This is a genomic window from Actinoplanes sp. NPDC051851, from assembly GCF_040681165.1.
Taxonomy (GTDB): domain Bacteria; phylum Actinomycetota; class Actinomycetes; order Mycobacteriales; family Micromonosporaceae; genus Actinoplanes.
Window position 1 is genome coordinate 152,116 of sequence record NZ_JBFAYF010000009.1, and the last position, 18,602, is coordinate 170,717.

15 protein-coding genes are annotated in these 18,602 nt (G+C 70.4%); 6 read left to right on the forward strand and 9 right to left on the reverse strand.

Features of this window, described 5'->3' with window-relative positions; translation table 11 throughout:
* Window positions 1-5: 5 nt before the first annotated feature.
* The gene (locus AB0M08_RS12040) at window positions 6-1,727 is read left to right on the forward strand and encodes a glycerol-3-phosphate dehydrogenase/oxidase (RefSeq protein ID WP_364491901.1); all 1,722 of its coding nucleotides are present in this window, start codon (window positions 6-8) and stop codon (window positions 1,725-1,727) included.
* Between the two features lie 58 nt (window positions 1,728-1,785).
* On the opposite strand, the gene AB0M08_RS12045 is transcribed toward AB0M08_RS12040, so the two are convergent.
* Window positions 1,786-3,255: a GGDEF domain-containing protein gene (locus AB0M08_RS12045; RefSeq protein WP_364491903.1), complete on the reverse strand. Its 1,470-nt coding sequence runs from the start codon at window positions 3,253-3,255 to the stop codon at window positions 1,786-1,788.
* An 89-nt stretch (window positions 3,256-3,344) separates the two neighbouring features.
* Between AB0M08_RS12045 and AB0M08_RS12050 the strand changes: the two genes are divergently transcribed.
* The gene (locus tag AB0M08_RS12050) at window positions 3,345-4,115 is read left to right on the forward strand and encodes an NYN domain-containing protein (protein ID WP_364491905.1); all 771 of its coding nucleotides are present in this window, start codon (window positions 3,345-3,347) and stop codon (window positions 4,113-4,115) included.
* 7 nt (window positions 4,116-4,122) lie between these two features.
* On the opposite strand, the gene AB0M08_RS12055 is transcribed toward AB0M08_RS12050, so the two are convergent.
* The 3 genes from AB0M08_RS12055 to AB0M08_RS12065 all read right to left on the reverse strand — a co-directional run bounded on the left by AB0M08_RS12055 (window position 4,123) and on the right by AB0M08_RS12065 (window position 6,684).
* Window positions 4,123-4,428 carry a hypothetical protein gene (locus AB0M08_RS12055; protein ID WP_364491907.1) on the reverse strand — a complete coding sequence of 102 codons (306 nt, stop codon included), beginning with the start codon at window positions 4,426-4,428 and terminating at the stop codon, window positions 4,123-4,125.
* A gap of 150 nt (window positions 4,429-4,578) precedes the next feature.
* Window positions 4,579-6,000, reverse strand: a complete 1,422-nt coding sequence (locus AB0M08_RS12060; RefSeq protein ID WP_364491909.1) for a WGR domain-containing protein — start codon at window positions 5,998-6,000, stop codon at window positions 4,579-4,581.
* 81 nt (window positions 6,001-6,081) lie between these two features.
* Window positions 6,082-6,684: a hypothetical protein gene (locus tag AB0M08_RS12065; RefSeq protein ID WP_364491911.1), complete on the reverse strand. Its 603-nt coding sequence runs from the start codon at window positions 6,682-6,684 to the stop codon at window positions 6,082-6,084.
* 63 nt (window positions 6,685-6,747) lie between these two features.
* Here AB0M08_RS12065 and AB0M08_RS12070 point away from each other — a divergent pair, with 63 nt between their 5' ends.
* Window positions 6,748-7,227 carry a phosphoribosyltransferase gene (locus AB0M08_RS12070; protein WP_364491913.1) on the forward strand — a complete coding sequence of 160 codons (480 nt, stop codon included), beginning with the start codon at window positions 6,748-6,750 and terminating at the stop codon, window positions 7,225-7,227.
* Here AB0M08_RS12070 and AB0M08_RS12075 read toward each other — a convergent pair.
* Complete coding sequence (locus AB0M08_RS12075; RefSeq protein WP_364491915.1) at window positions 7,215-8,126, reverse strand: ATP-binding protein; 912 nt, start codon at window positions 8,124-8,126, stop codon at window positions 7,215-7,217. The two genes, AB0M08_RS12070 and AB0M08_RS12075, sit on opposite strands and share 13 nt — an antisense overlap.
* Window positions 8,127-8,248: 122 nt before the next feature.
* Between AB0M08_RS12075 and AB0M08_RS12080 the strand changes: the two genes are divergently transcribed.
* Window positions 8,249-8,866, forward strand: a complete 618-nt coding sequence (locus tag AB0M08_RS12080; RefSeq protein ID WP_364491917.1) for a class I SAM-dependent methyltransferase — start codon at window positions 8,249-8,251, stop codon at window positions 8,864-8,866.
* Between the two features lie 48 nt (window positions 8,867-8,914).
* On the opposite strand, the gene AB0M08_RS12085 is transcribed toward AB0M08_RS12080, so the two are convergent.
* The 4 genes from AB0M08_RS12085 to AB0M08_RS12100 form a co-directional block, all read right to left on the reverse strand.
* Window positions 8,915-10,321, reverse strand: coding sequence for a glucose-6-phosphate dehydrogenase (locus AB0M08_RS12085; RefSeq protein WP_364491919.1), 1,407 nt, complete (start codon window positions 10,319-10,321; stop codon window positions 8,915-8,917).
* A gap of 543 nt (window positions 10,322-10,864) precedes the next feature.
* Window positions 10,865-12,022, reverse strand: coding sequence for a hypothetical protein (locus AB0M08_RS12090; RefSeq protein ID WP_364491921.1), 1,158 nt, complete (start codon window positions 12,020-12,022; stop codon window positions 10,865-10,867).
* Complete coding sequence (locus AB0M08_RS12095) at window positions 12,019-12,384, reverse strand: helix-turn-helix transcriptional regulator (protein WP_364492122.1); 366 nt, start codon at window positions 12,382-12,384, stop codon at window positions 12,019-12,021. Before AB0M08_RS12095 ends, AB0M08_RS12090 begins: the two co-directional genes overlap by 4 nt.
* An 875-nt stretch (window positions 12,385-13,259) precedes the next feature.
* Window positions 13,260-16,097: a GH92 family glycosyl hydrolase gene (locus AB0M08_RS12100; RefSeq protein WP_364491923.1), complete on the reverse strand. Its 2,838-nt coding sequence runs from the start codon at window positions 16,095-16,097 to the stop codon at window positions 13,260-13,262.
* A 341-nt stretch (window positions 16,098-16,438) separates the two neighbouring features.
* On the opposite strand from AB0M08_RS12100, the gene AB0M08_RS12105 reads away from it, so the two are divergent.
* Together AB0M08_RS12105 and AB0M08_RS12110 are read left to right on the forward strand one after the other, a co-directional pair.
* Window positions 16,439-17,311, forward strand: coding sequence for a hypothetical protein (locus tag AB0M08_RS12105; RefSeq protein WP_364491925.1), 873 nt, complete (start codon window positions 16,439-16,441; stop codon window positions 17,309-17,311).
* On the forward strand, window positions 17,308-18,231 hold the full coding sequence (locus AB0M08_RS12110) for a glycoside hydrolase family 43 protein (RefSeq protein WP_364491927.1): 924 nt from the start codon (window positions 17,308-17,310) through the stop codon (window positions 18,229-18,231). The genes AB0M08_RS12105 and AB0M08_RS12110 overlap by 4 nt, the downstream gene beginning before the upstream one ends.
* Window positions 18,232-18,602 lie beyond the last annotated feature (371 nt).

The following is an 18,602-nucleotide window of genomic DNA, read 5'->3' on the forward strand; positions in this document are numbered from 1 at the left end:
AACACATGAACACCGGAGTGATCTCGCCGCGGTCGCGGACCGCCGCACTGGCCGCCATGACCGAGAACGAACTGGACGTGCTGGTCGTCGGGGCCGGTGTGGTGGGTGCGGGCGCGGCCCTGGACGCCGCCACCCGTGGCCTCTCGGTCGGCCTGCTGGAGGCGCGGGACTTCGCCAGCGGCACCTCCAGCCGGTCCAGCAAGCTGATCCACGGTGGCCTGCGCTACCTGGAGATGCTCGACTTCTCGCTGGTCCGGGAGGCGCTGAAGGAGCGCGGCCTGCTGATCCAGCGGCTCGCCCCGCACCTGGTCCGGCCGGTCTCCTTCCTCTACCCGCTGCAGCACCGGGCCTGGGAGCGGTTCTACATCGGCGCCGGCATCGCGCTGTACGACGCCCTCGCGCTCTCCGGCAAGTTCGGCGCGGGCCTGCCGCTGCACAAACACCTGAGCCGGACCGAGGCGCTGCGGGCGTTCCCGGGGCTGCGGCCGGAGTCGCTGGTCGGCGCGATCCGCTACTCCGACGCGCAGGTCGACGACGCGCGGCACACCATGTTCCTGGCCCGGACCGCGATGGCGTACGGGGCGCACGTGGCCGCGCGGACCGAGGTGACCGGCTTCCTGCGGGAGGGCCGCCGGGTCGTCGGCGTCACCGCCCGGGACGCGGAGACCGGCGCCGAGCTCACCATCCGCGCCCGGACCGTGATCAACGCGACCGGCGTCTGGACCGGGGAGAGCCAGGCGCTGCTCGCCGGGGAGCGCGGCGAGTTCCGGATCACCGCGAGCAAGGGCATCCACATCGTGGTGCCGCGCGAGAAGGTGGCCGGCCACACCGGGATGATCCTGCGGACCGCGACCAGCGTGCTCTTCGTGATCCCGTGGGAGCAGCACTGGATCATCGGCACCACGGACACCCCGTACGAGCAGGGCAAGGCGCACCCGGCCGCCTCCGGCAAGGACGTCGACTACCTGCTCGCCGAGGTGAACAAGAGCCTGGCCACCCCGCTGACCCGGGAGGACGTCCAGGGCGTGTACGCCGGACTGCGCCCGCTGCTCTCCGCGCAGGCGGACAGCACGGCGAAGCTCTCCCGGGAGCACGCGGTCGGCAACCCGGTGCCCGGCCTGGTCGTGGTGGCCGGTGGCAAGTACACGACGTACCGGGTGATGGCGAAGGACGCCGTCGACGTGGCGGTGCAAGGGCTGGACACCCGGGTGCCGGAGTCGTGCACCGAGCAGGTGCCGCTGCTGGGCGCGAACGGCTACCGCGCGGCGTGGAACCGCCGGGGCGTGCTGGCCCGGCAGTCCGGCCTGCACGTGACCCGGATCGAGCACCTGCTGCGCCGGTACGGCACCATGATCGACGAGGTGCTCGGGCTGGTCGCGGCGGACCCGTCGCTCGGGCAGCCGCTCCCCGGCGCGACCGACTACATCAAGGCCGAGGTGGTCTACGCGGCGAGCCACGAGGGCGCCCGTCACCTGGAGGACGTGCTCACCCGCCGTACCCGGATCAGTATCGAGACCGCGGACCGGGGCGTCGCCGCGGCCCGGGTGACCGCCGAGCTGATCGCGGAGGTGCTCGGCTGGACCGGCGCGGAGACCGAGCGGGAGATCGCGCTCTACGAGGAGCGGGTCGTCGCCGAGCTCAACGCGCAGGAACAGCCGGACGACGCGACCGCCGACGCCACCCGGCGCACGGCCGGCGACGTGGCCCCGCTGGCCGCCACCCTTTAAAGGGAGCCGCCGCCCTGTGAAGAAAGCGGTGGGCCGGTGACGGCCGGCCCACCGCTCGCTAGACCGGCTGCGGGATCCGGCGGTTCGGGCGGCTGGACTTCACCGCGTACATCGACTCGTCGGCGCGGCGCAGCAACGTGTCGACGCTGAGGTCGCCGGGCTCGCGGACGCCCACGCCGACGCTCGCGCCGATCCGCACGGTGTGCCCCAGGATGGTGAACGGCTGGGCGAGGCGCTCGGTCAGCCGCCGGCTCAGGTCCTCGGCCTCGGTACGGTCGGTGACGCCCGGCATCAGCACCGCGAACTCGTCGCCGCCGAGCCGCGCCACCAGGTCGCCCTCCCGGGTCTCGGCTCGCAGCAGGCGGCCCACCTCGACCAGCAGCGCGTCACCGGCCGCGTGCCCGTGCCGGTCGTTGACCGGTTTGAACCCGTCCAGGTCGAGGTAGAGCACGGCGAGCGGCCCGTCCGGGTCGGCCTCGGCGCTGTCCACGAAGAGCATCCGGTTCGCCAGGCCGGTGAGCGGGTCGTGGTACGCGAGGTGGTGCAGCTCGGCCTCGCGCTCGCGCAGCTCGGCGACGACCCGGTGCAGGTCGCGGCTGAGCGCGGTGTTGTCCCGCAGCGCGACCATCTGCCGGACCACCACCAGCAGGATCACGGTACCGAGGAGCACCGACAGGAACGGGGTGAGCCGGTGCCCGGAGGCGAGCCGGTCGACGGCCGCCAGGATCGCGATCGCCAGCGGTACGTACGGCAGCCAGACCAGGATCGGCACGTCCTGCTCGCCGTCGTCGCGCCGGTCCGCGGGCGCCCGCCACGCGGCGAGCCCCATCAGCACGAACCCGGCCACCCACCCCGTGTCGATCGGGTCGCCGCAGGTGTACGTGCTGTGCTGGTTGAGATACGCGAACCCGAGGTCGCCGACGCTGAGCGCGCCGGCCGCCGCGAGGATCAGCCCGGCGGTCGCCCGGTGCCCGCGGGCCGCCCGGGGCAGCAGGATCAGCGCGACCGCGGCGAGCACCACGTCGCTGAGCGGGTAGGCGAGCGACATCGCCTTCGCCGCCGGCGTCAGGTTGCCCGCGTCGTACACGTCCTGCCCGATGAAGATCCAGGCGAGGAAGAGCAGCGAACCCGCGATGATCAGGCCGTCCAGCATCAGCCGGAGCAGGCCGCGGCGCACGCCGAGCACCGCCACCATGCCCGCCACCGCGCACGGCACCATGATCAGGAAGCCGGGGTCGCCGATGTTCGGGAACGGGGCGTTGCCCTCGCGGAACGTCACGTAGAACGCCCACACCGACTCGCCGAACGCCCAGCCGGTCATGCCGACGGCGAGGACGGCCCAGCCGTACCGGGCCCGGCCGGCGCAGCGGCGGGCGGTCCGGGCCGCGCTCGCCGCGGCGAGCAGCGCGGAGAGGATGAGCGTGGCGACGCTCAGGTTGGTCGCGGCCTGGGAACCTTCGGGCAGCAACCGCAGCGCGGCGAAGTGGCCGGCGACGATGAGCGCGCCGAGCAGCGTGACCCTCAACATGCGCTCACGATGGAGTCGCCCGGTTGCGGTTCGGTTGCTTCCCCGGGTGCGGGCGGGGTGCGGTTCGGGAGCCGGTAGGGTCCGCATTCATGACGGTGAGCAGTGAGAGCGCGGCGCGCCTGGCGGTCCTGGTCGACGCGGACAACGCGCAGCCGGCGATCGTCGAGGGGCTGCTCGCCGAGGTGGCCAAGTACGGGACCGCGCACGTCAAGCGGGCGTACGGCGACTGGACCGGCACCAACCTGCGCGGCTGGAAGGAGCACCTGCTCGCGTACAGCATCCAGCCGATCCAGCAGTTCGCGTACACCACCGGGAAGAACGCGACCGACGCGGCGATGGTGATCGACGCGATGGACCTGCTCTACTCGGGGCGCCTCGACGGGTTCTGCATCGTCTCCAGCGACAGCGACTTCACCCGGCTGGCCGCGCGGATCCGCGAGTCCGGGCTGACCGTGTACGGGTTCGGCGAGCGGAAGACCCCGAAGCCGTTCGTGGCGGCGTGCGACAAGTTCATCTACACCGAGAACCTGGTGGCGCACGCGCTGACCGAGCCGGCCGACGCTCCGGCGGGACCCCGCCCGCAGGTGGCGGCGGCCCAGCTGAAGTCGGACAGCGCCCTGGTCAACAAGCTGCGCAACGCGGTCGAGGCGGCCTCGGACGACGAGGGGTGGGCGACGCTCGCCTCGGTCGGGCACATCCTGACCAAGCAGAGCCCGGACTTCGACGCCCGCAACTGGGGTTTCACCAAGCTCAGCGACCTGCTGACGGCGACCGGCCTGTTCGAGCTGGAGCGCCGCGCCCCGGCCGAGGGCAAGGCCGCGGTCCTGTTCGTGAAGGACCGCCGCCGCCGCGCGAAGTAGGACGCTCCTATTCCAGGTCGAGCTGCCAGTGGCCGGGCAGGCGGAACCCGTGCGCGTCCAGGAACGAGGCGTTCAGGACCCGGCTGGTCTTCCCGCCCGGCAGGGTGACCAGCGATCCGGGTGGGGCGACCGTGTCCGGTGGGCAGAAGACGATCACGGTGGAGAGCACCAGGCCCTCGCCCGCGGGCACCGGGCGGGTCGTGTGGTTGACCACGCACGGGCCGACGACGATGGGTTCCTCGCCCTGGCGGGCGGTCACGCGGACCGTCGTCGGGGCGGGCGCGTGCAACATCGCGAACTCCAGCCAGTTCACCAGCTCACCTCTTCCGGTCGTCCCCGTTCCGTTGGTTCCCCGTTTGGTGCAGTTTGACGCGTACGCCTGAGCCTTCGCTGAGCGAACGACAAAAAACCGCCGCACCGGACTGTTGCCCGGCACGGCGGCCTTTATACCAGCTCAAGATCTTTAAAGAAGGCGGCGAACTTCCCCGTACGTCCGGTAGAAGCCGCCCCGGGCCGCCTCACGCACCCCGGTGACCACGTAACGGCTGCCCCGCTCCCGGATGCCCTTGGGGAACTGGACCTGCCAGTCCGCCCGGTACCCGGAGGAGACCACGCGGACCCGCAGCCGCCCGCCGTCCTCGACACACTCGACGACCACCCCGTCGGCCACATCGTGCACCACCTCGACGGTGGTCGACGGGGCCACGGCCGGCATCCGTGGCGGGGCCTTCACGTCCACCGCCTCCGGCACCGTGCCGTCGATCGCCGCGCGGATCGCCGTCTCGCTCGCGTCGATGCAGGCCAGCGACCCGTCGGTGGTCACGATGTAGAGCCGGTCCTGGTGGTACTGCATCGAGAACGCCGAGCCGCAGCCGGTACCGAGCTTCCAGAGCCGGGTCCCGTTCGCGTCGAAGCAGTAGATCGAGGAGGCGCTGTCCCCGGCGAACACGTACCGCCCGTCCTCGGCGGTGGCGCACGAGTACACCGCGGCGTCGCAGCGGTACGTCTGCCGGTGCCGCCCGTCCTTGCCCAACTCGGCCACCTCGCGGGTCGCCGTCCCGGCGTACACCGTGTCGCGCTCCTGCCATCCGAAGAGGACCGCACCGGTCCCGGTGTGCCAGAGCTCCTTCCCGGTACGCCAGTCGTAGCTGGTCACGCCCGCCGAATGCCCGTGGTGCACGGCCTGCGCGTCGCACCGGACCATCCACGCCGAGCTGCCCCGGCCCGGCCGCCGCCAGAGGAACTCGTCCTCGTGGTCGATCGCCGAGATGCCGCCGCCGGAGTCGGAGACGCCGAGCACGCCGTCGTGGATGTCCAGCCAGTAGATGTCGATCTCCGGGGCGATCCGGTACGCCAGGCGCGGCACCTTGCCGGAGAGGTCGTACACGTTGCCGTCGTCGCAACCCGCGTAGATCCAGCCGTCGTCGGCCACGATGCACTTGACCCCGTCGGGCAACCGGAACTGCTGCACCACCTCGGCGCCGTGGCTGAGCGTGGTGATCAGGCCGCTCTCGTTGCCGACCATGCAGACGTCGTCGTCGACGAAGATGCCGAAGGCCGGGCTGCCCGACGAATACCGCCAGAGGATCGGGGCGCGCTTGGCCGTGGACCGGGTGCTGACGATCTGCCGCCGGGAGATCGCCCGCTTCTGCCGCCCGCCGGCGACGGCCGGGGCGTACCCCTTGCGGACCTTCTCCCCGATCTTCTTGGCCGCCTCGGACCGCGCCCTGTCGGGCGTGCTGAAGCTGGACTGCTTGACCTGGCCACGGTCGCCGATCCGCCCGTACCGGATGGTCAGGTCCGCGCCGTCGACGGTCACCTCGTAGAACTTGTGCGCGCTCCCGCTGTCCTCGGAGAGCTCGAGGTACGTGGTGTCGGCCGGCATTCCGGGCCCCTTTCCGTCATCGGCGATCGATGCGGCGAACCCTAGAACCGGGGTCTGACACTTTCCGGTTGCGGGCCCGGGCTAGGTGCCGGTCGCGACGTACTTGGCGAGCGGGCCCTCGCTCTCCGGGGAGATCCACTCGAAGCTGCCGCGGAGCCGGTCGGAGCGCTGGTCGACGGTGGCCACGGTGACCGTCATCTCGCCCCACGGCATCGCGATGTGCAGCATCACCCGCAGGATGCCGGTGGGCAGATGCGGCGCGGTCCGGTTGGTCGCGCGGCCGCGCAGCAGCAGGCCGCTCATCGAGATGTCCTGCACCGCGCCGGTGATCGGGACTCGGGAACGCTCCGATCGCGTCACGACCAGGGCGGTCCCGTGCGCCGGGTAGAGGCCGGCCCGGCGCACCGAGTCGCGCCGCTGGACGACCGGGGCCGGGCTGTCGCCGAGCACGGTCAGCAGGCCGTCCCGCAGCTCGGCGTCGACCCAGGTCAGGCCGGCGCTGCTGACCAGCTCGCAGACGCCGATCCGGCGTACGCCCGGCCCGTCGTCGAGGCTGAGCACCGGGATGGGTGGCAGCTCGGCGAGGAACGGGGCGCGCACCTCGGCCACCGAGACCAGCGAGATCGGCTCGGTGTCCGGGCAGCGCAGGGTGAACGTGCTGCCGGCCGCCACCGTGATACCCACTCCGTGAACGGTAGCCGCACCGCACTAGGGTTGCCCGGAGATCAGCGAGGTACGGGGGACGCGATGACCGAGCGGGAGACGTTGACCTGGGACGGCTTCGGCCGGGCGGGCCGGGAGTTGGCACAGGCCGTCGCCGACGACGGGTACCAGCCCGACCTGATCCTGGCGATCACCCGGGGCGGCCTGGTCCCGGCCGGCGCGGTCAGCTACGCCCTCGACATCAAGAACCTGCACCTGGTCAACGTCGAGTTCTACACCGGCGTGGACGAGCGCCTCGACCTGCCGGTGATGCTGCCGCCGGTGCCGCGCGGCGCGGACCTCTCCGGCGCCACCGTGCTGATCGTCGACGACGTCGCGGACACCGGGGAGACCCTGCGGCTGGTCCGGGAGTACTGTGCCGAGCACGTGGCGCAGGCCCGGTGCGCGGTGATCTACGAGAAGCCGCGGTCGGTCGTCAAGTGCGAGTACGTGTGGGCTCGCACCGACAAGTGGATCACCTTCCCCTGGTCGGCCGAGCCCCCGGTCGTGTCTCAGACCAGTTGACCCGTGACGTCGCCGTGCTTACTGCGTACCCAATCCTTCTCGGCGACCTTGAGGTGCAGTTCGCGCAGGATCGCCGCGCGGCGCACCGGATCGGCGGGCTTGACGTGCTGATGCAGCGCTCGTAGCGCGCTCGTGTCCGGCAGCTCCGGGGTGGCACCCGCCTGCCGGGCACGCCGCAGCTCGCCCTGCATCGGCACCACGGCGATCGGCACCCGGTCGAGCTGTGCCGTCAGGTAGGACAGGTCCGCCTCGTCCATCACCTTGTTGCCGATCAGCGTGACGAGGTCGCCGACGCCCGCGGCGGTCGCCAGCTCCAGGTAGCGCTGCGCCACCGTGACCGATTCCGGCGTGGGCTCGACCACCACCGTGATCGCGTCGAACTGGGCGTGCAGCGAGTTCGCGAACGCGTCCGTGCCCGCCACCATGTCGCAGACCACCCAGTCGTCGTCGCCGGTGGCCAGGTGCGAGAGCAGGTTCTCCAGGATCGACAGGTGCCCGTGGTAGCAGCCCGCGCCGATGTTCTCCGCCTCGTACGTCCCGACGTGCATGACGTGCGCCCGCGGGTCGAGCGCCACCGCATGCCCGGCCAGCACCGGGTCCGTCTCGTCGAGCGTGACCAGATTCGATCCGGGCCCCGGCGGCGTGGTCGCGACGAACCGGTCGGCGCCGCCGATCAGCACGTTCGCGCCGAGCAGGTGCCGCCGGATCGCGACGGCGTTCGACGGCCGGGACAGCGCCGAGGCGGCGTCACCCGGCACGCCGAGCAACGGCGCCAGGTGCACGTTGACGTCGGCGTCCACCGCGAGCACCCGGGCTCCCACGCTCCGCAGATACCCGACGAAGAGCGCCGCCAGCGTGCTCTTCCCACTGCCGCCCTTGCCAGTGAAAGCGATTTTCATTACCAGGAAGGTAGTGACCCCGGGCCGCCGTCGCAACCCGAACCGCCGAATACAGTGACCCGATGAGGAAAGCGGTGACCCGATGAGGAAGGCGGTGACCCGATGAGGAAGGCGGTGACCCGATGAGGGCAGACCGGGTGGGGACGGCGTACTCGGCCGTCGCGGGCCTCTACATCGACCTCTTCGGCACCACCGGCGCGGTGCACGCCGACGACCTCGCCCTGGTCGACCGGCATCTGACCGGGCTGGCGGGGCCCGTCCTCGACCTCGGGTGCGGGCCCGGGCACCTCACCGCGCACCTGCGCTCGCTCGGCGCGGATGCGACCGGGATCGACGTGGTTCCCGAGTTCCTCGACCACGCCCGGGTCACCCATCCGGGGACGCCGTACCGTCTCGGCACCCTGCACCCGCTGGACGTCGCGCCGGGCTCGGTCGGCGGCATCCTGGCCTGGTACTCCCTGATCCATCTGCCGCCGGCCGACCTCGATCCGGTGCTGTCCGGTTTTCATCGGGCGCTCGCCCCGGGCGGCGCTCTCGTCACGGGGTTCTTCGACGCACCCGGGGGCGCGATCGGCCCGTTCGACCACAAGGTCACGACCGCCTACCGGTGGCCGGCCGGCGCGTTCGCCGAGCGGGCCGCGCGGGCCGGGTTCACCGAGGTGGAGCGGGTGCGGCGCGGCGCTTCGGAAGGCCACCGGCCGCACGCCGCCATCGCGTTCGCCGCCGACGTTCGCCGTTAACGTTCGCCGCCGACGTTCGCCCTTAACGTTCGCCGTCCACGTTCGCCCTTAGCTGAGCAGGGATTCCTCCGGGCCCGCGCTTCCGGCCGGGTACTCCAGCAGCGGCACCTCACCGGCCCGCCACGCGGCCGTCACCGGCTCCACGATCCGCCAGCACTCCTCGGCGACGTCTCCGCGTACCGAAAGGGTCGGATCGTCGTGCAGGACACCGTGGAGCACCTCACCGTAGGGAGGCAGCTCTCCCGGCCCGAAATCGGCGGCCAGCGTGACCGGATCGATCACGAACGGATCGCCCGGCCCGTTGATGTTGAAGTCGAGCGCCACCCGGTCGGGACCGAAACCGATCCTCAACCGATCCGGCTGGTGCGGCCCGTGCAACCCACCCGGGATCCGCGGCGGCTCCTTGAACGTGATGATCGCCTCCTGCCGGCCGCCGCCGACCGCCTTCCCCGACCGCAGCCGGAACGGCACACCCGCCCACCGCCAGGTGTCCACGGCGAGCACCAGTTCCGCGAGCGTCTCGGTCCCCCGTTCAGGATCAACACCGGGTTCCTTCGTGTACGCGCAATGCTGAGCACCGTCCGCGTACCGGGCTCGCAGGCTGGAGGCCTTCGGGTCACCGCCCCAGACCCGGGTGGCCCGCAGCACCTCCGCCACGGCGTCCCGGAACTCGCGCGGGTCCATCGAGAGCGGCGCCTCCATCGCGAGCAGCGCCAGGATCTGCAGCAGATGACTCTGGATCATGTCCGCGAGCGCGCCGGCCTTGTCGTAGTACCCCGCCCGCCCCTCCAGCGCCAGCTCCTCATCGAACACGACATCGACCGAGGCCACGTGCTCCGCGCTCAGCAACGGCTCGAAGATCCGGTTCGCGAACCGCAGCCCCACGATGTTGAGCACCGTCGACTTCCCGAGGAAGTGGTCGACCCGATGAATCCGCTCCTCGGGCACCAGCCTGGTCAGCACCCGGTTCAGCGCCGCCGCCGACCGCACCCCGCTCCCGAACGGCTTCTCCAGCACGAGCCGCGTCCCTTCCGGAAGCTCCACATCGAGCAACGCCTCACAGGCCTTCCCCGTGATCGCCGGCGGCAGCGCGAAGAAGACCACCACCTCGCCGCCGACCCCATCGAGGACCCGCCGCAGCTCATCGGCCCGGGTCACATCCGCCCGCACATACCGAGTCCCTCCCACGACATCCGCAACAGCCCGCTCGCCCTTGCCCCCTGACGCGTCTTTCCCCCGGTGCGCCCCGAACGCTTCAACGACGCGCTTGCGCCACCGCTCGTCATCCCAGTCGTCCATCCCGGCTCCGACCAGCGTCAGCTTCGGCGCTCCTCCCGCAGCGACCAGCGCCCCCAGCCCCGGCAACAGCAACCGCCCGGCCAGATCCCCCGCCGCCCCGAGAATCACCAGCGTCTGCTCGCCACTCCCACCACCATGCACACCGTCATTCGTCATGTGCGCTCGATGCCCCACCACCCCACCCTTTACTCCCACGCCACAAAGGCAGCACAAACCACAGCTAACGGAGACGTCGGATCAAAAGCCCTGATCCGCCCCCTGCATCTGCATCGCCATGCGCACCCGTCATGACCCCGCCGGTCGATTCCGGCGGGATCATCACCGGCGGGGCCGCGGGGTGGGCGTCCCGCCGGGGTGGGCCCCGACCGGCCGGGCTTGATCGACTTCTCATGATCAACCGCGGGGGATGATCTTCGTGGCTGGCGTTCACGGGTGTGTCGGCGGGCTCGAGAGACCCGCGAGCGCCGGCTTTCCCGGCGTGGCTGGCGTTCACGGGTCTCTCGGAGCGCCCCAGACACCCCGGATCGCCAGCCCACCACCCTGTGGCACCCCGGATAGCCAGCCCACCGCTCCGAGGTACCCCGGATAGCCAGCCCACCGGCCTGAGGGACCCCGGATTTAGGGGTGTCTCGGAGGCCGTGGGGCAACCCTGAGATCCAGCCGGAAGTTCCAGCCGGAGGGGTCCGGGTGGAGGGGTGGTCAGGCTTCGGTGATCGTGGGCAGGTCGGCCGGGGCGGCGTTCCGGGGTTCGCCGGAGTCGTCTCCCCAGGCCATGGTGATCGCGATCGTGGCGGCGGCGACGGCCAGCAGCGCCGAACCCGGGATCAGCCAGGCCGGAGCGCCCTGGACGTACCCGGGCATCAGCGCCGCGTGGAGCGTGAACACCGATCGGACCCGGTCGGTGAAGGTCTCGCCGAGCAGGACCGCGTTGAGCACGACGGCCCAGACCGGCAGGACCGAGGCGGCGAGCGCGATCCCGGCGAACACTCCGGTCACCTGGCCGCGCCCCGGCCGTGTCGTGCGGATCCGGTAGGCGAGCGCCGCCACCAGCAACCACCCGGCGATCCCGCCGAGCAGCGCCCCGCCGGCGACCAGCGGAACATAGGCCGTGCTGCGGGCCGCGAACATCGTGCCGCCGATCGAGGCCTTCCCGGGTTCGCCGTTTGTTCCGTCGGTCATGTTGAGGTTCATGATCAGGCCGTCCCGCTCCGCGGTGAGGTGCCCGCTGCGGTCGTTGAGGACGACCGACTGCGCCTCGGCCCACGCCTTGTCCTCGGTGGTGACCTCGAAGATCTGGAAGTCGCTGGTCCGCCAGCCGGCGGCGGCCAGGCCGTCCCGGGCCTGTTCGATGGTCCAGGCCGAGGCGGATTCCCGTTCACCCGGCGACGTGCCGAGGGTGAGGAAGTCCGCGTTGCCGGCCTCACTGTTTCGGATGATCCACATGGCGTCGTCCGCGGCGTCCGGCATCGCGGCCTCGAGTACTCCCACGGTGGCGGCCTTCGACGGCAGCTCAGTGAAGGTCTTCTCGCCGAACCAGCTGCCGGCCGCCGCGCCGAAGACGCCTGTCACCAGTGTCACCAGCACCGTCGCGACCAGTGCGAACGGCCGCCTCGGTACCCGGAAGCGCTGTCGCACCCCGCTCGCGATCAGGTGCCAGGCCTCGCTCGCCGACGGCCGTTCCCGGCCGGGCTCGGCCATCTCCAGCAGCGTGGTGACGATCTCGTCGCCGTGCCGTCGCCGGTACTGACCCGAGTACGCCAGCGTCAGCCGGCGATAGTGCCGTTCCAGCCGGGCGTCACCGGCGGGCCAGCTCGCACTGCTGTCCAGGCTGCTCTCCGGCCATGTCTCGCTGGTCACGCGGCACCCCCCGTGGGTGCCGCGATCGCGATGCGGGACAGGCCGGGGAGGATGCCCGGCGCGCGGCGGAGTTGGTCGCGGGCCGCCTCGGCGCGGCGCTGGAGGCGCTCGACCTCGGCGGTCAGCGCGGAGGTGCCGCCGGGGGTGAGCCGGTAGTACCGCCGGAGCCGCCCCTCGACGGCCTCCTCGTGATCCATCTCGATCAGCCCCTGATCGGCGAGCCGGTCCAGTGCCCCGTAGAGCGTGCCCGGCCGCAGCTTCACCTCACCGGAGGAGAGCTCCGTGACCGCCTGCACGATCCCGTAGCCGTGCCGGGGCTGCGCCGCCAGCGAGGCGAGGATGAGAAACGTCGGTTCCCGCATGTCGAAGACACTACGTTCCACGCTATATATCGTCAACCGATCTATTGCCGCGACGCGCTCTCCCGGCTGGCACCCAGAGCTGACCCCGCTGGTCGATTCCGGCGGGATCGTCGCCGGCGGGGTCGCGGGGTGGGCGTTCTCGGTCATGGTCCGGGTTGGGGGTTATCCACAGCCGGGGTTTGTCCACAGGGTCCCGGGCCAAGATCGCCGTTTTGTGCCACTGTTCCGTTAGGGATGGGGGTTTCCCCCGGTCGGGGTGGGCCCCGACTGGCCGGGTTTGATCAACATTCCATGATCAACTGCGGGTTGGATCTTGGTGGCTGGCGTTCTGGGGTGTGTCGGCGGGCTGGAGTGACCCGTGAGCGCCAGCTTTTCCGGCGCGGCTGGTGGTCAGGGGTCTCTCGGAGCGCCTGAGGCACCCCGGATCGCCAGCCGACCGGCCCGAGGCACCCCGGATCGCCAGCCGACCGTGGCCGAGGCACCCCGGACCGCCGGCTCACCGCCTGCAGGCACGCCGTCCGGCGGGCCCGCGAACGAATCCCGGCAGGCGGGGCCGGCGATCCGCGGGCGGCGAGTTTCCGGGCGGGCACCCTGTCACGGGGATCCGGCGGCCCGCCCAGGTGGTCCAGATGTGACCGGCAGGGTCAGAGGTGCCTCGCCCGCCTTCAGGCACCCGCGGGCGCCAGCCCGGGAGTGTGGATGGCGACCCGGCGCTGAGTGCAGGCCGGGAGGGGTGAGCGGTCCTACTGCCATCGAGCGGACCGCTCGTCCCTTCTCGCTGAGCGCCGGTCGGGAGGGGCGGACCGCTCGTCTCTTCTCGCTGAGCGCCGGTCGGGAGGGGCGGACCGCTCGTCCCTGAGCGCCGGTCCGGGAGGTCAGCCGAGGGCGACGTCGAAGATGTGCATGATGCCCCTGTCGGTGGACTCGGGGAGCAGGACGGCGTCGACGGTCCTGGACGGGTCCAGGGTGGCCGGTGTCGTGGCGAAGACGCGGAACGTGCCGGTTCCGGTCGTACCGGAGGCGTTGTTGCGGCCGGAGACCGAGACGGCCTCGATGTTGCCCGCCGGGGCTGCCGACGCCCAGTCGCCGAAGGTGACGTCGACCTGCTGGGAGGTGCCGTCGGTGTAGAGGACGGTGGCGGTGCCGGTGGACGGGCCGTTGGTGGCGAGGCCGAGGAAGGACACGCTGGTGGCGGCGGTGTCGGGCAGGTCGACGCGCTGGCCGTGCGGGATCCAGTTGTCCGGGTTGCCCGGCGCCGCGTCCGGCCAGGTGAAGGTGATCCCGGTGCCGGTGAGCGGGAGGCTTGCGCCGGGTGCGGCTCCGGCGGCCGCCAGCCGGGTACGTGAGAGTGACCAGTCGCTGAGGTCCATCGATCCGAGGTCGCCCTGACCGTCCGGGGTGGTGCCGGTGTTGTTCCGCGCGTCCGCGCCCCCGGTGTAGGACGGCGGTACGTCCGTCGCGGCGGTACCCCACGTGCCCGGGGTGTCCGACATGGTGAGGCCGAGGGTGCCGCCCCGGGCGAGGAACGACGCGTCGATCCAGCTCGCGGTCTGCCGGGTGCCGTTGACGCGCAGGCCGGTGACGTACCGGCCCGGGCTCGCCTTGATCTTGATCTTGGAGTGGCCGCCCACCGGGTCGATCGTGATCGTGCGGAACATCGGGCTGCTCACGAGCAGGTCGCCGGTGCCGTAGATCGCCGGGTAGAGGCCGATGTTCGCGAAGACGTACCAGGCGCTCAGCGAACCCTGGTCGTCGTTGCCGGGCAGGCCGGACGGGGTGGCGTCGTACATCTCGGCGACCGCGCGGTAGAGCACGTCGGTGGTCTTCGACGGCGCCCGCAGCCAGTGGTAGACCCACGGCGTACCGAAGGCCGGCTGGTTGGAGAGGTAGTTGCCGGTCTGCGTGTACGCGCCCGCGTCCAGCTGCGCCATCAGCGTGTCGAGCTGGGCGGTCGCCGTCTCGGCACCGCCGCGCTTCGCGATCAGCGTGCCGAGGTTGTGCGGGACGAGCCAGCCGTACTGGTAGCCGGTGGACTGGTTGAACTGGCCGCGCCCGGAGCCGTCGTCGCGGACGCGCAGGTCGAACGTGCGGTCGAAACCGGTCCGTTCGCGCGGCCGGATGTGCCCGGTGACCGGGTCGAAGACGTTCATCCAGCTCTGCGCCCGTGCCATGAAGAAGTCGTGCTCGGCCGTCGCGCCGAGCCGCCCGGCGAGCTGCGCGATCGCGAAGTCGTCGATCGAGTACTCGAGGGTGCGGGATGTGGCGAAGTCGCCCTTGCGGTTCTCGATCATGCCGGTCGCCGCGAACTGGTAGGCGTCGGTCCGCTTCGACGCGGTCGCCGGGAGCCTCTGGGTGGCGACCATCGAGGCGAGCGCCGCCCGGCGGTCGTAATCGGTCGCGCCCATGTCGTCCAGGGTCGCGAGGATGACCTGCAGATTGTCGCCCTGCATCCGGGACGCGCCGGGCGCCCATCCGCCGGTCTGCTCGGTCAGCGCCACGATCGACCGGTTGATGTCGTTCGCCACCTCGGGGAAGGTCAGCGCGATCAACTGCACCTGGCTCCGGTACGCGTCCCAGCCCGTACCCGCGAAATTGATGTTCTTGTAGAAGTGCCGCCCCTTCGCCACGGTGTGCACGGTGCCGTCGTAGCCGAGGTACTCGCCGTTCACGTCGTCGCGCACGTTCGGGTGCAGGAACGCGCGATAGAGCGCCGTGTAGAACGTCGTGCGCTGCTCATCCGTCCCGCCACCGGCGTCGATGGTGCCGAGCGCGGCCCTCCAGAGCCTCGCAGCCCTCTTCCGTACGGTGTCGAAGCTCGCCGTGCCGACTTCGAGATCCCGGTTCACGGCGGCGTTCGTCACGCTGGTGTAGCTGAAACCGGTCTTCGCGGTCACCGTGGCACCGTCGGCGAAGGTGATCCACGCGCCGGTGTCGTGGCGGTAGTCCACGCCCACGTCGGTGCCGCTCTTGATCGCGTGCGTCGAGCCGGTCGTCATGTCGGCGTCGTTCCAGGTCCCGTACGACGCGAACGGCTGGTCGTAGGTGGTGGAGAAGTACGCCCTGTAGTAGTTGCCGTTGTCGCAGACGTCCACGCCGTACATCCAGCCGCTCACCGTGCGGGTGGCCGGATCGATGGTCACCTCGCTGCCGAACGTGCGGTTGTTCGGCCCGGAGACGTCGAGGATCAGGGTGGATTCATCGGTGAAGCCGTATGTCGCGACGGCGGTGCGCGCCGTCGCGGTCAACGACACGGTGATCCCGTCGTCCAGTCCGACCCGGTAGTACCCCGGCTCGGACACCTCGTTGTCGTGGCTGAAGCTCAGGAAGTAGCCCTTGACGTCGGCGGACGGGTTCACCGGCAGGGTGTCGCCCGGGTACGGGATGGTCGGGAACTCGTAACCGCCGTACCGCCCGGTGCACCCGGTGCCCGAGTACCGGGTCATCCCGAAACCCCGGATCCGGCCGGCTGTGTACTCGTAGCCGCCCTTCTCGTTCCCCTCCGCGTACGTGGTCGGGCTCGGCTGCACCATCCCGAACGGCACCGCCGCGCCCGGGTACGTGTTCCCGTACGCGTCGTTGCTCTTGTTCTGGGTGGTGTCCAGCTCGGTGCCGATGAACTGGTCGACCGCGTCGTAGGGGGTGAGGGTCGTGGCCGGCGCCACCAGGCTCCCCATCAGCAGCAGAGCCGCGCTTAAGGAAGGAAGGTCAATCATTCCGTGAATCCTCGTGTCCGAAGGGGACGCATGGGTAGACGTGAATCAAAGCCGGACTGGCGGGTCCATTTCCGCCGGCGCAGTAGCGCTGGGGTGAGTGTCGAAGGTGAACCCGGCACTACCGACACCCACCCCGCCCGTCGGTGGCGTTCCGGCCATGTCGATCCGACCGTGGGACACGGCCTCTCCGGGGTGGCTCGCGGCGCTCTTGACAGGGTGGCAACTTGAGCGCAATCATTCAGAAACTTCGAGGCGTTGATCCCTGTCAATCTCGTGTTTTGCGGTGATCAACGCCTTCTGCACGGGGGTTGTTGTTAACGCTCACAGTGCTTGGAGACCGCATGAGACCCCGTTCCCGCCTGGTGGGGGCGCTGGCCACCGTCCTGGCCGTGCTCGCCGGCGTGCTGGTGCTGCCGCAACCGGCGTCGGCCGCCACCACACTGATCTACGCGACCTTCAAGGGTGACTCGGCCGCCGACGAGGAGCTCTGGATCTACCAGTCGACCAACGGCGGCACCAGCTACAGCACGCTGGTCGACACGAACTTCCACGGGCCGACCGGGGTGCTGCGCGACCCGAGCATCCTGAAGTACAACGGCGTCTACTACGCGGCGTACACCGTGCAGTCGTGGACCACGAACTCCACCTACTTCAACATCGCTTCCAGTACGAATCTGACCAGCTGGACCAATATCGCGAGCATCCCGGCCGGGGTCACCAACGCGAACTACAGCTGGGCGCCGGAGTTCTACACCGGTGACGGCACGGTCAAGCTGATCACCAGCGTCGCGACGAGCTCCGCCTCCTACATCTTCCGGCCGTACGTCTACACCGCGCAGAACAGCTCGCTGACCAGCTGGAGCGGTCCGGCGCAGATGTGGGGTCTGGGCACCAACCACATCGACACGTTCGTGGTGAAGTCCGGCAGTACCTGGCACGCGTTCACCAAGAACGAGACGACCAAGTACATCGAGCACTGGACCACCACGGCGAACCTGACCGAGGGCTGGGTCAACCAGGGCACCCTCTTCGCTTCCGGGTACGAGGGGCCGTCGCTGGTCAAGCTCGACGACGGATCGTGGCGGATGTACGTGGACCACTACAGCGTGGGCGACGGCATCTACACCGCGACCAGCACGGACCTGAACACCTGGACCAGCCTCAGCCCGATCACCTGCTCGGGCTGCCGACACGGGACGGCGATCGCCAAATGAAGAGACGTGATCTGATCATCGCTGCGGGTGGCGCGGCCGCCGGTGCGTTCCTGCTTCCGGAGGCGGCCCGGGCGGCGACCTATTCCGGGTACGCGATGGCGTACTTCACCGAGTCCCCGTCGATGACCGCGGCGAACTACGGACTGCATCTGGCCGTCAGCGCCGACGGGCTGAACTGGACGCCGCTGAACCAGAACGCCGCGGTGGCCACCCCGACCAGCGGGAGCCTCGGGCTGCGCGACCCGTTCATCCTGCGCAAGCAGGACGGGACGTTCGTGGTGCTGGCGACCGACCTGTACGGGACGGACTGGTCGTACCAGAGCCAGTACCTGCACGTCTGGGACTCCACCGACCTGCGGACCTTCACCGGGTACCGCCTGCTCAAGGTGCACTCGCTGGCCACCCACGCCTGGGCGCCGGAGGCGTACTGGGACGCGGGGCGCGGGAAGTACGCGATCGTCTACTCCGCGGTGAACGACAGCGGGCACAACGTGCTGCTGGTCAACTACACCAGCGACTTCGTCAGCGCCGGGGACCCGCAGGTCTTCTACGACCCGGGGTACGACGCGATCGACGGCAGCTTCGTCACGGTCAGCGGCGTCAACTACATGTACTACAAGAATATTCGAAACGTGAGCACTGTTCCCATGCAGGTCAGGCGCGGTGGCGTAGAGAGCGTCTTGGCAAATATAACCGGACTACGCACGGTGATATCCAGCCCTGCTGGACGCATAAAAAAGCGCCCCGCCCTCATCGTAGGGCGGGGCGCCGGGGCGCTGGCGTGTGGCGCGGTCAGCGCCGGCGTGCGAGCGGATCGTCGACCCGGGGGCTTTGTCCTCGCTGGCCGCGCATCCAGCCGTCGAGTTCGCCCTGGAGGTAGTAGGCGCTCCGGTCGGCGATCATCCGTTCGGCGAGGCTGATCGACGCTCCCACGGAGGCGACGATGATGAGCGTGGAGCCGATGATGGCTGCACGCCACTCGCTGAGCCAGAACGAAACGGCAAGGCAGATCACCCCGAACACTGCCGAGAGGAAGGTGCCGAGATGGGTGGCCTGGAGCAACCGGTCGAAGCGACCAGCTTGACGCTTGTCGGTCGGTGACATCGTGGTCGCCCCTGCGCTGGAGCGGCCAACGGACTGAGTCATGGTTCCTCCGTGTGTTGCGGCTCCAGCTCTCCGTGGAGTGAGAGTCGGTGCCTCCTTTGTTGCTTTCCGTGCCCTGGCCGTGACCGAAATCGTATCGATTCAAGATCCGTCGGTAGTTAGTACATACGTACGAATCTCGCCGACC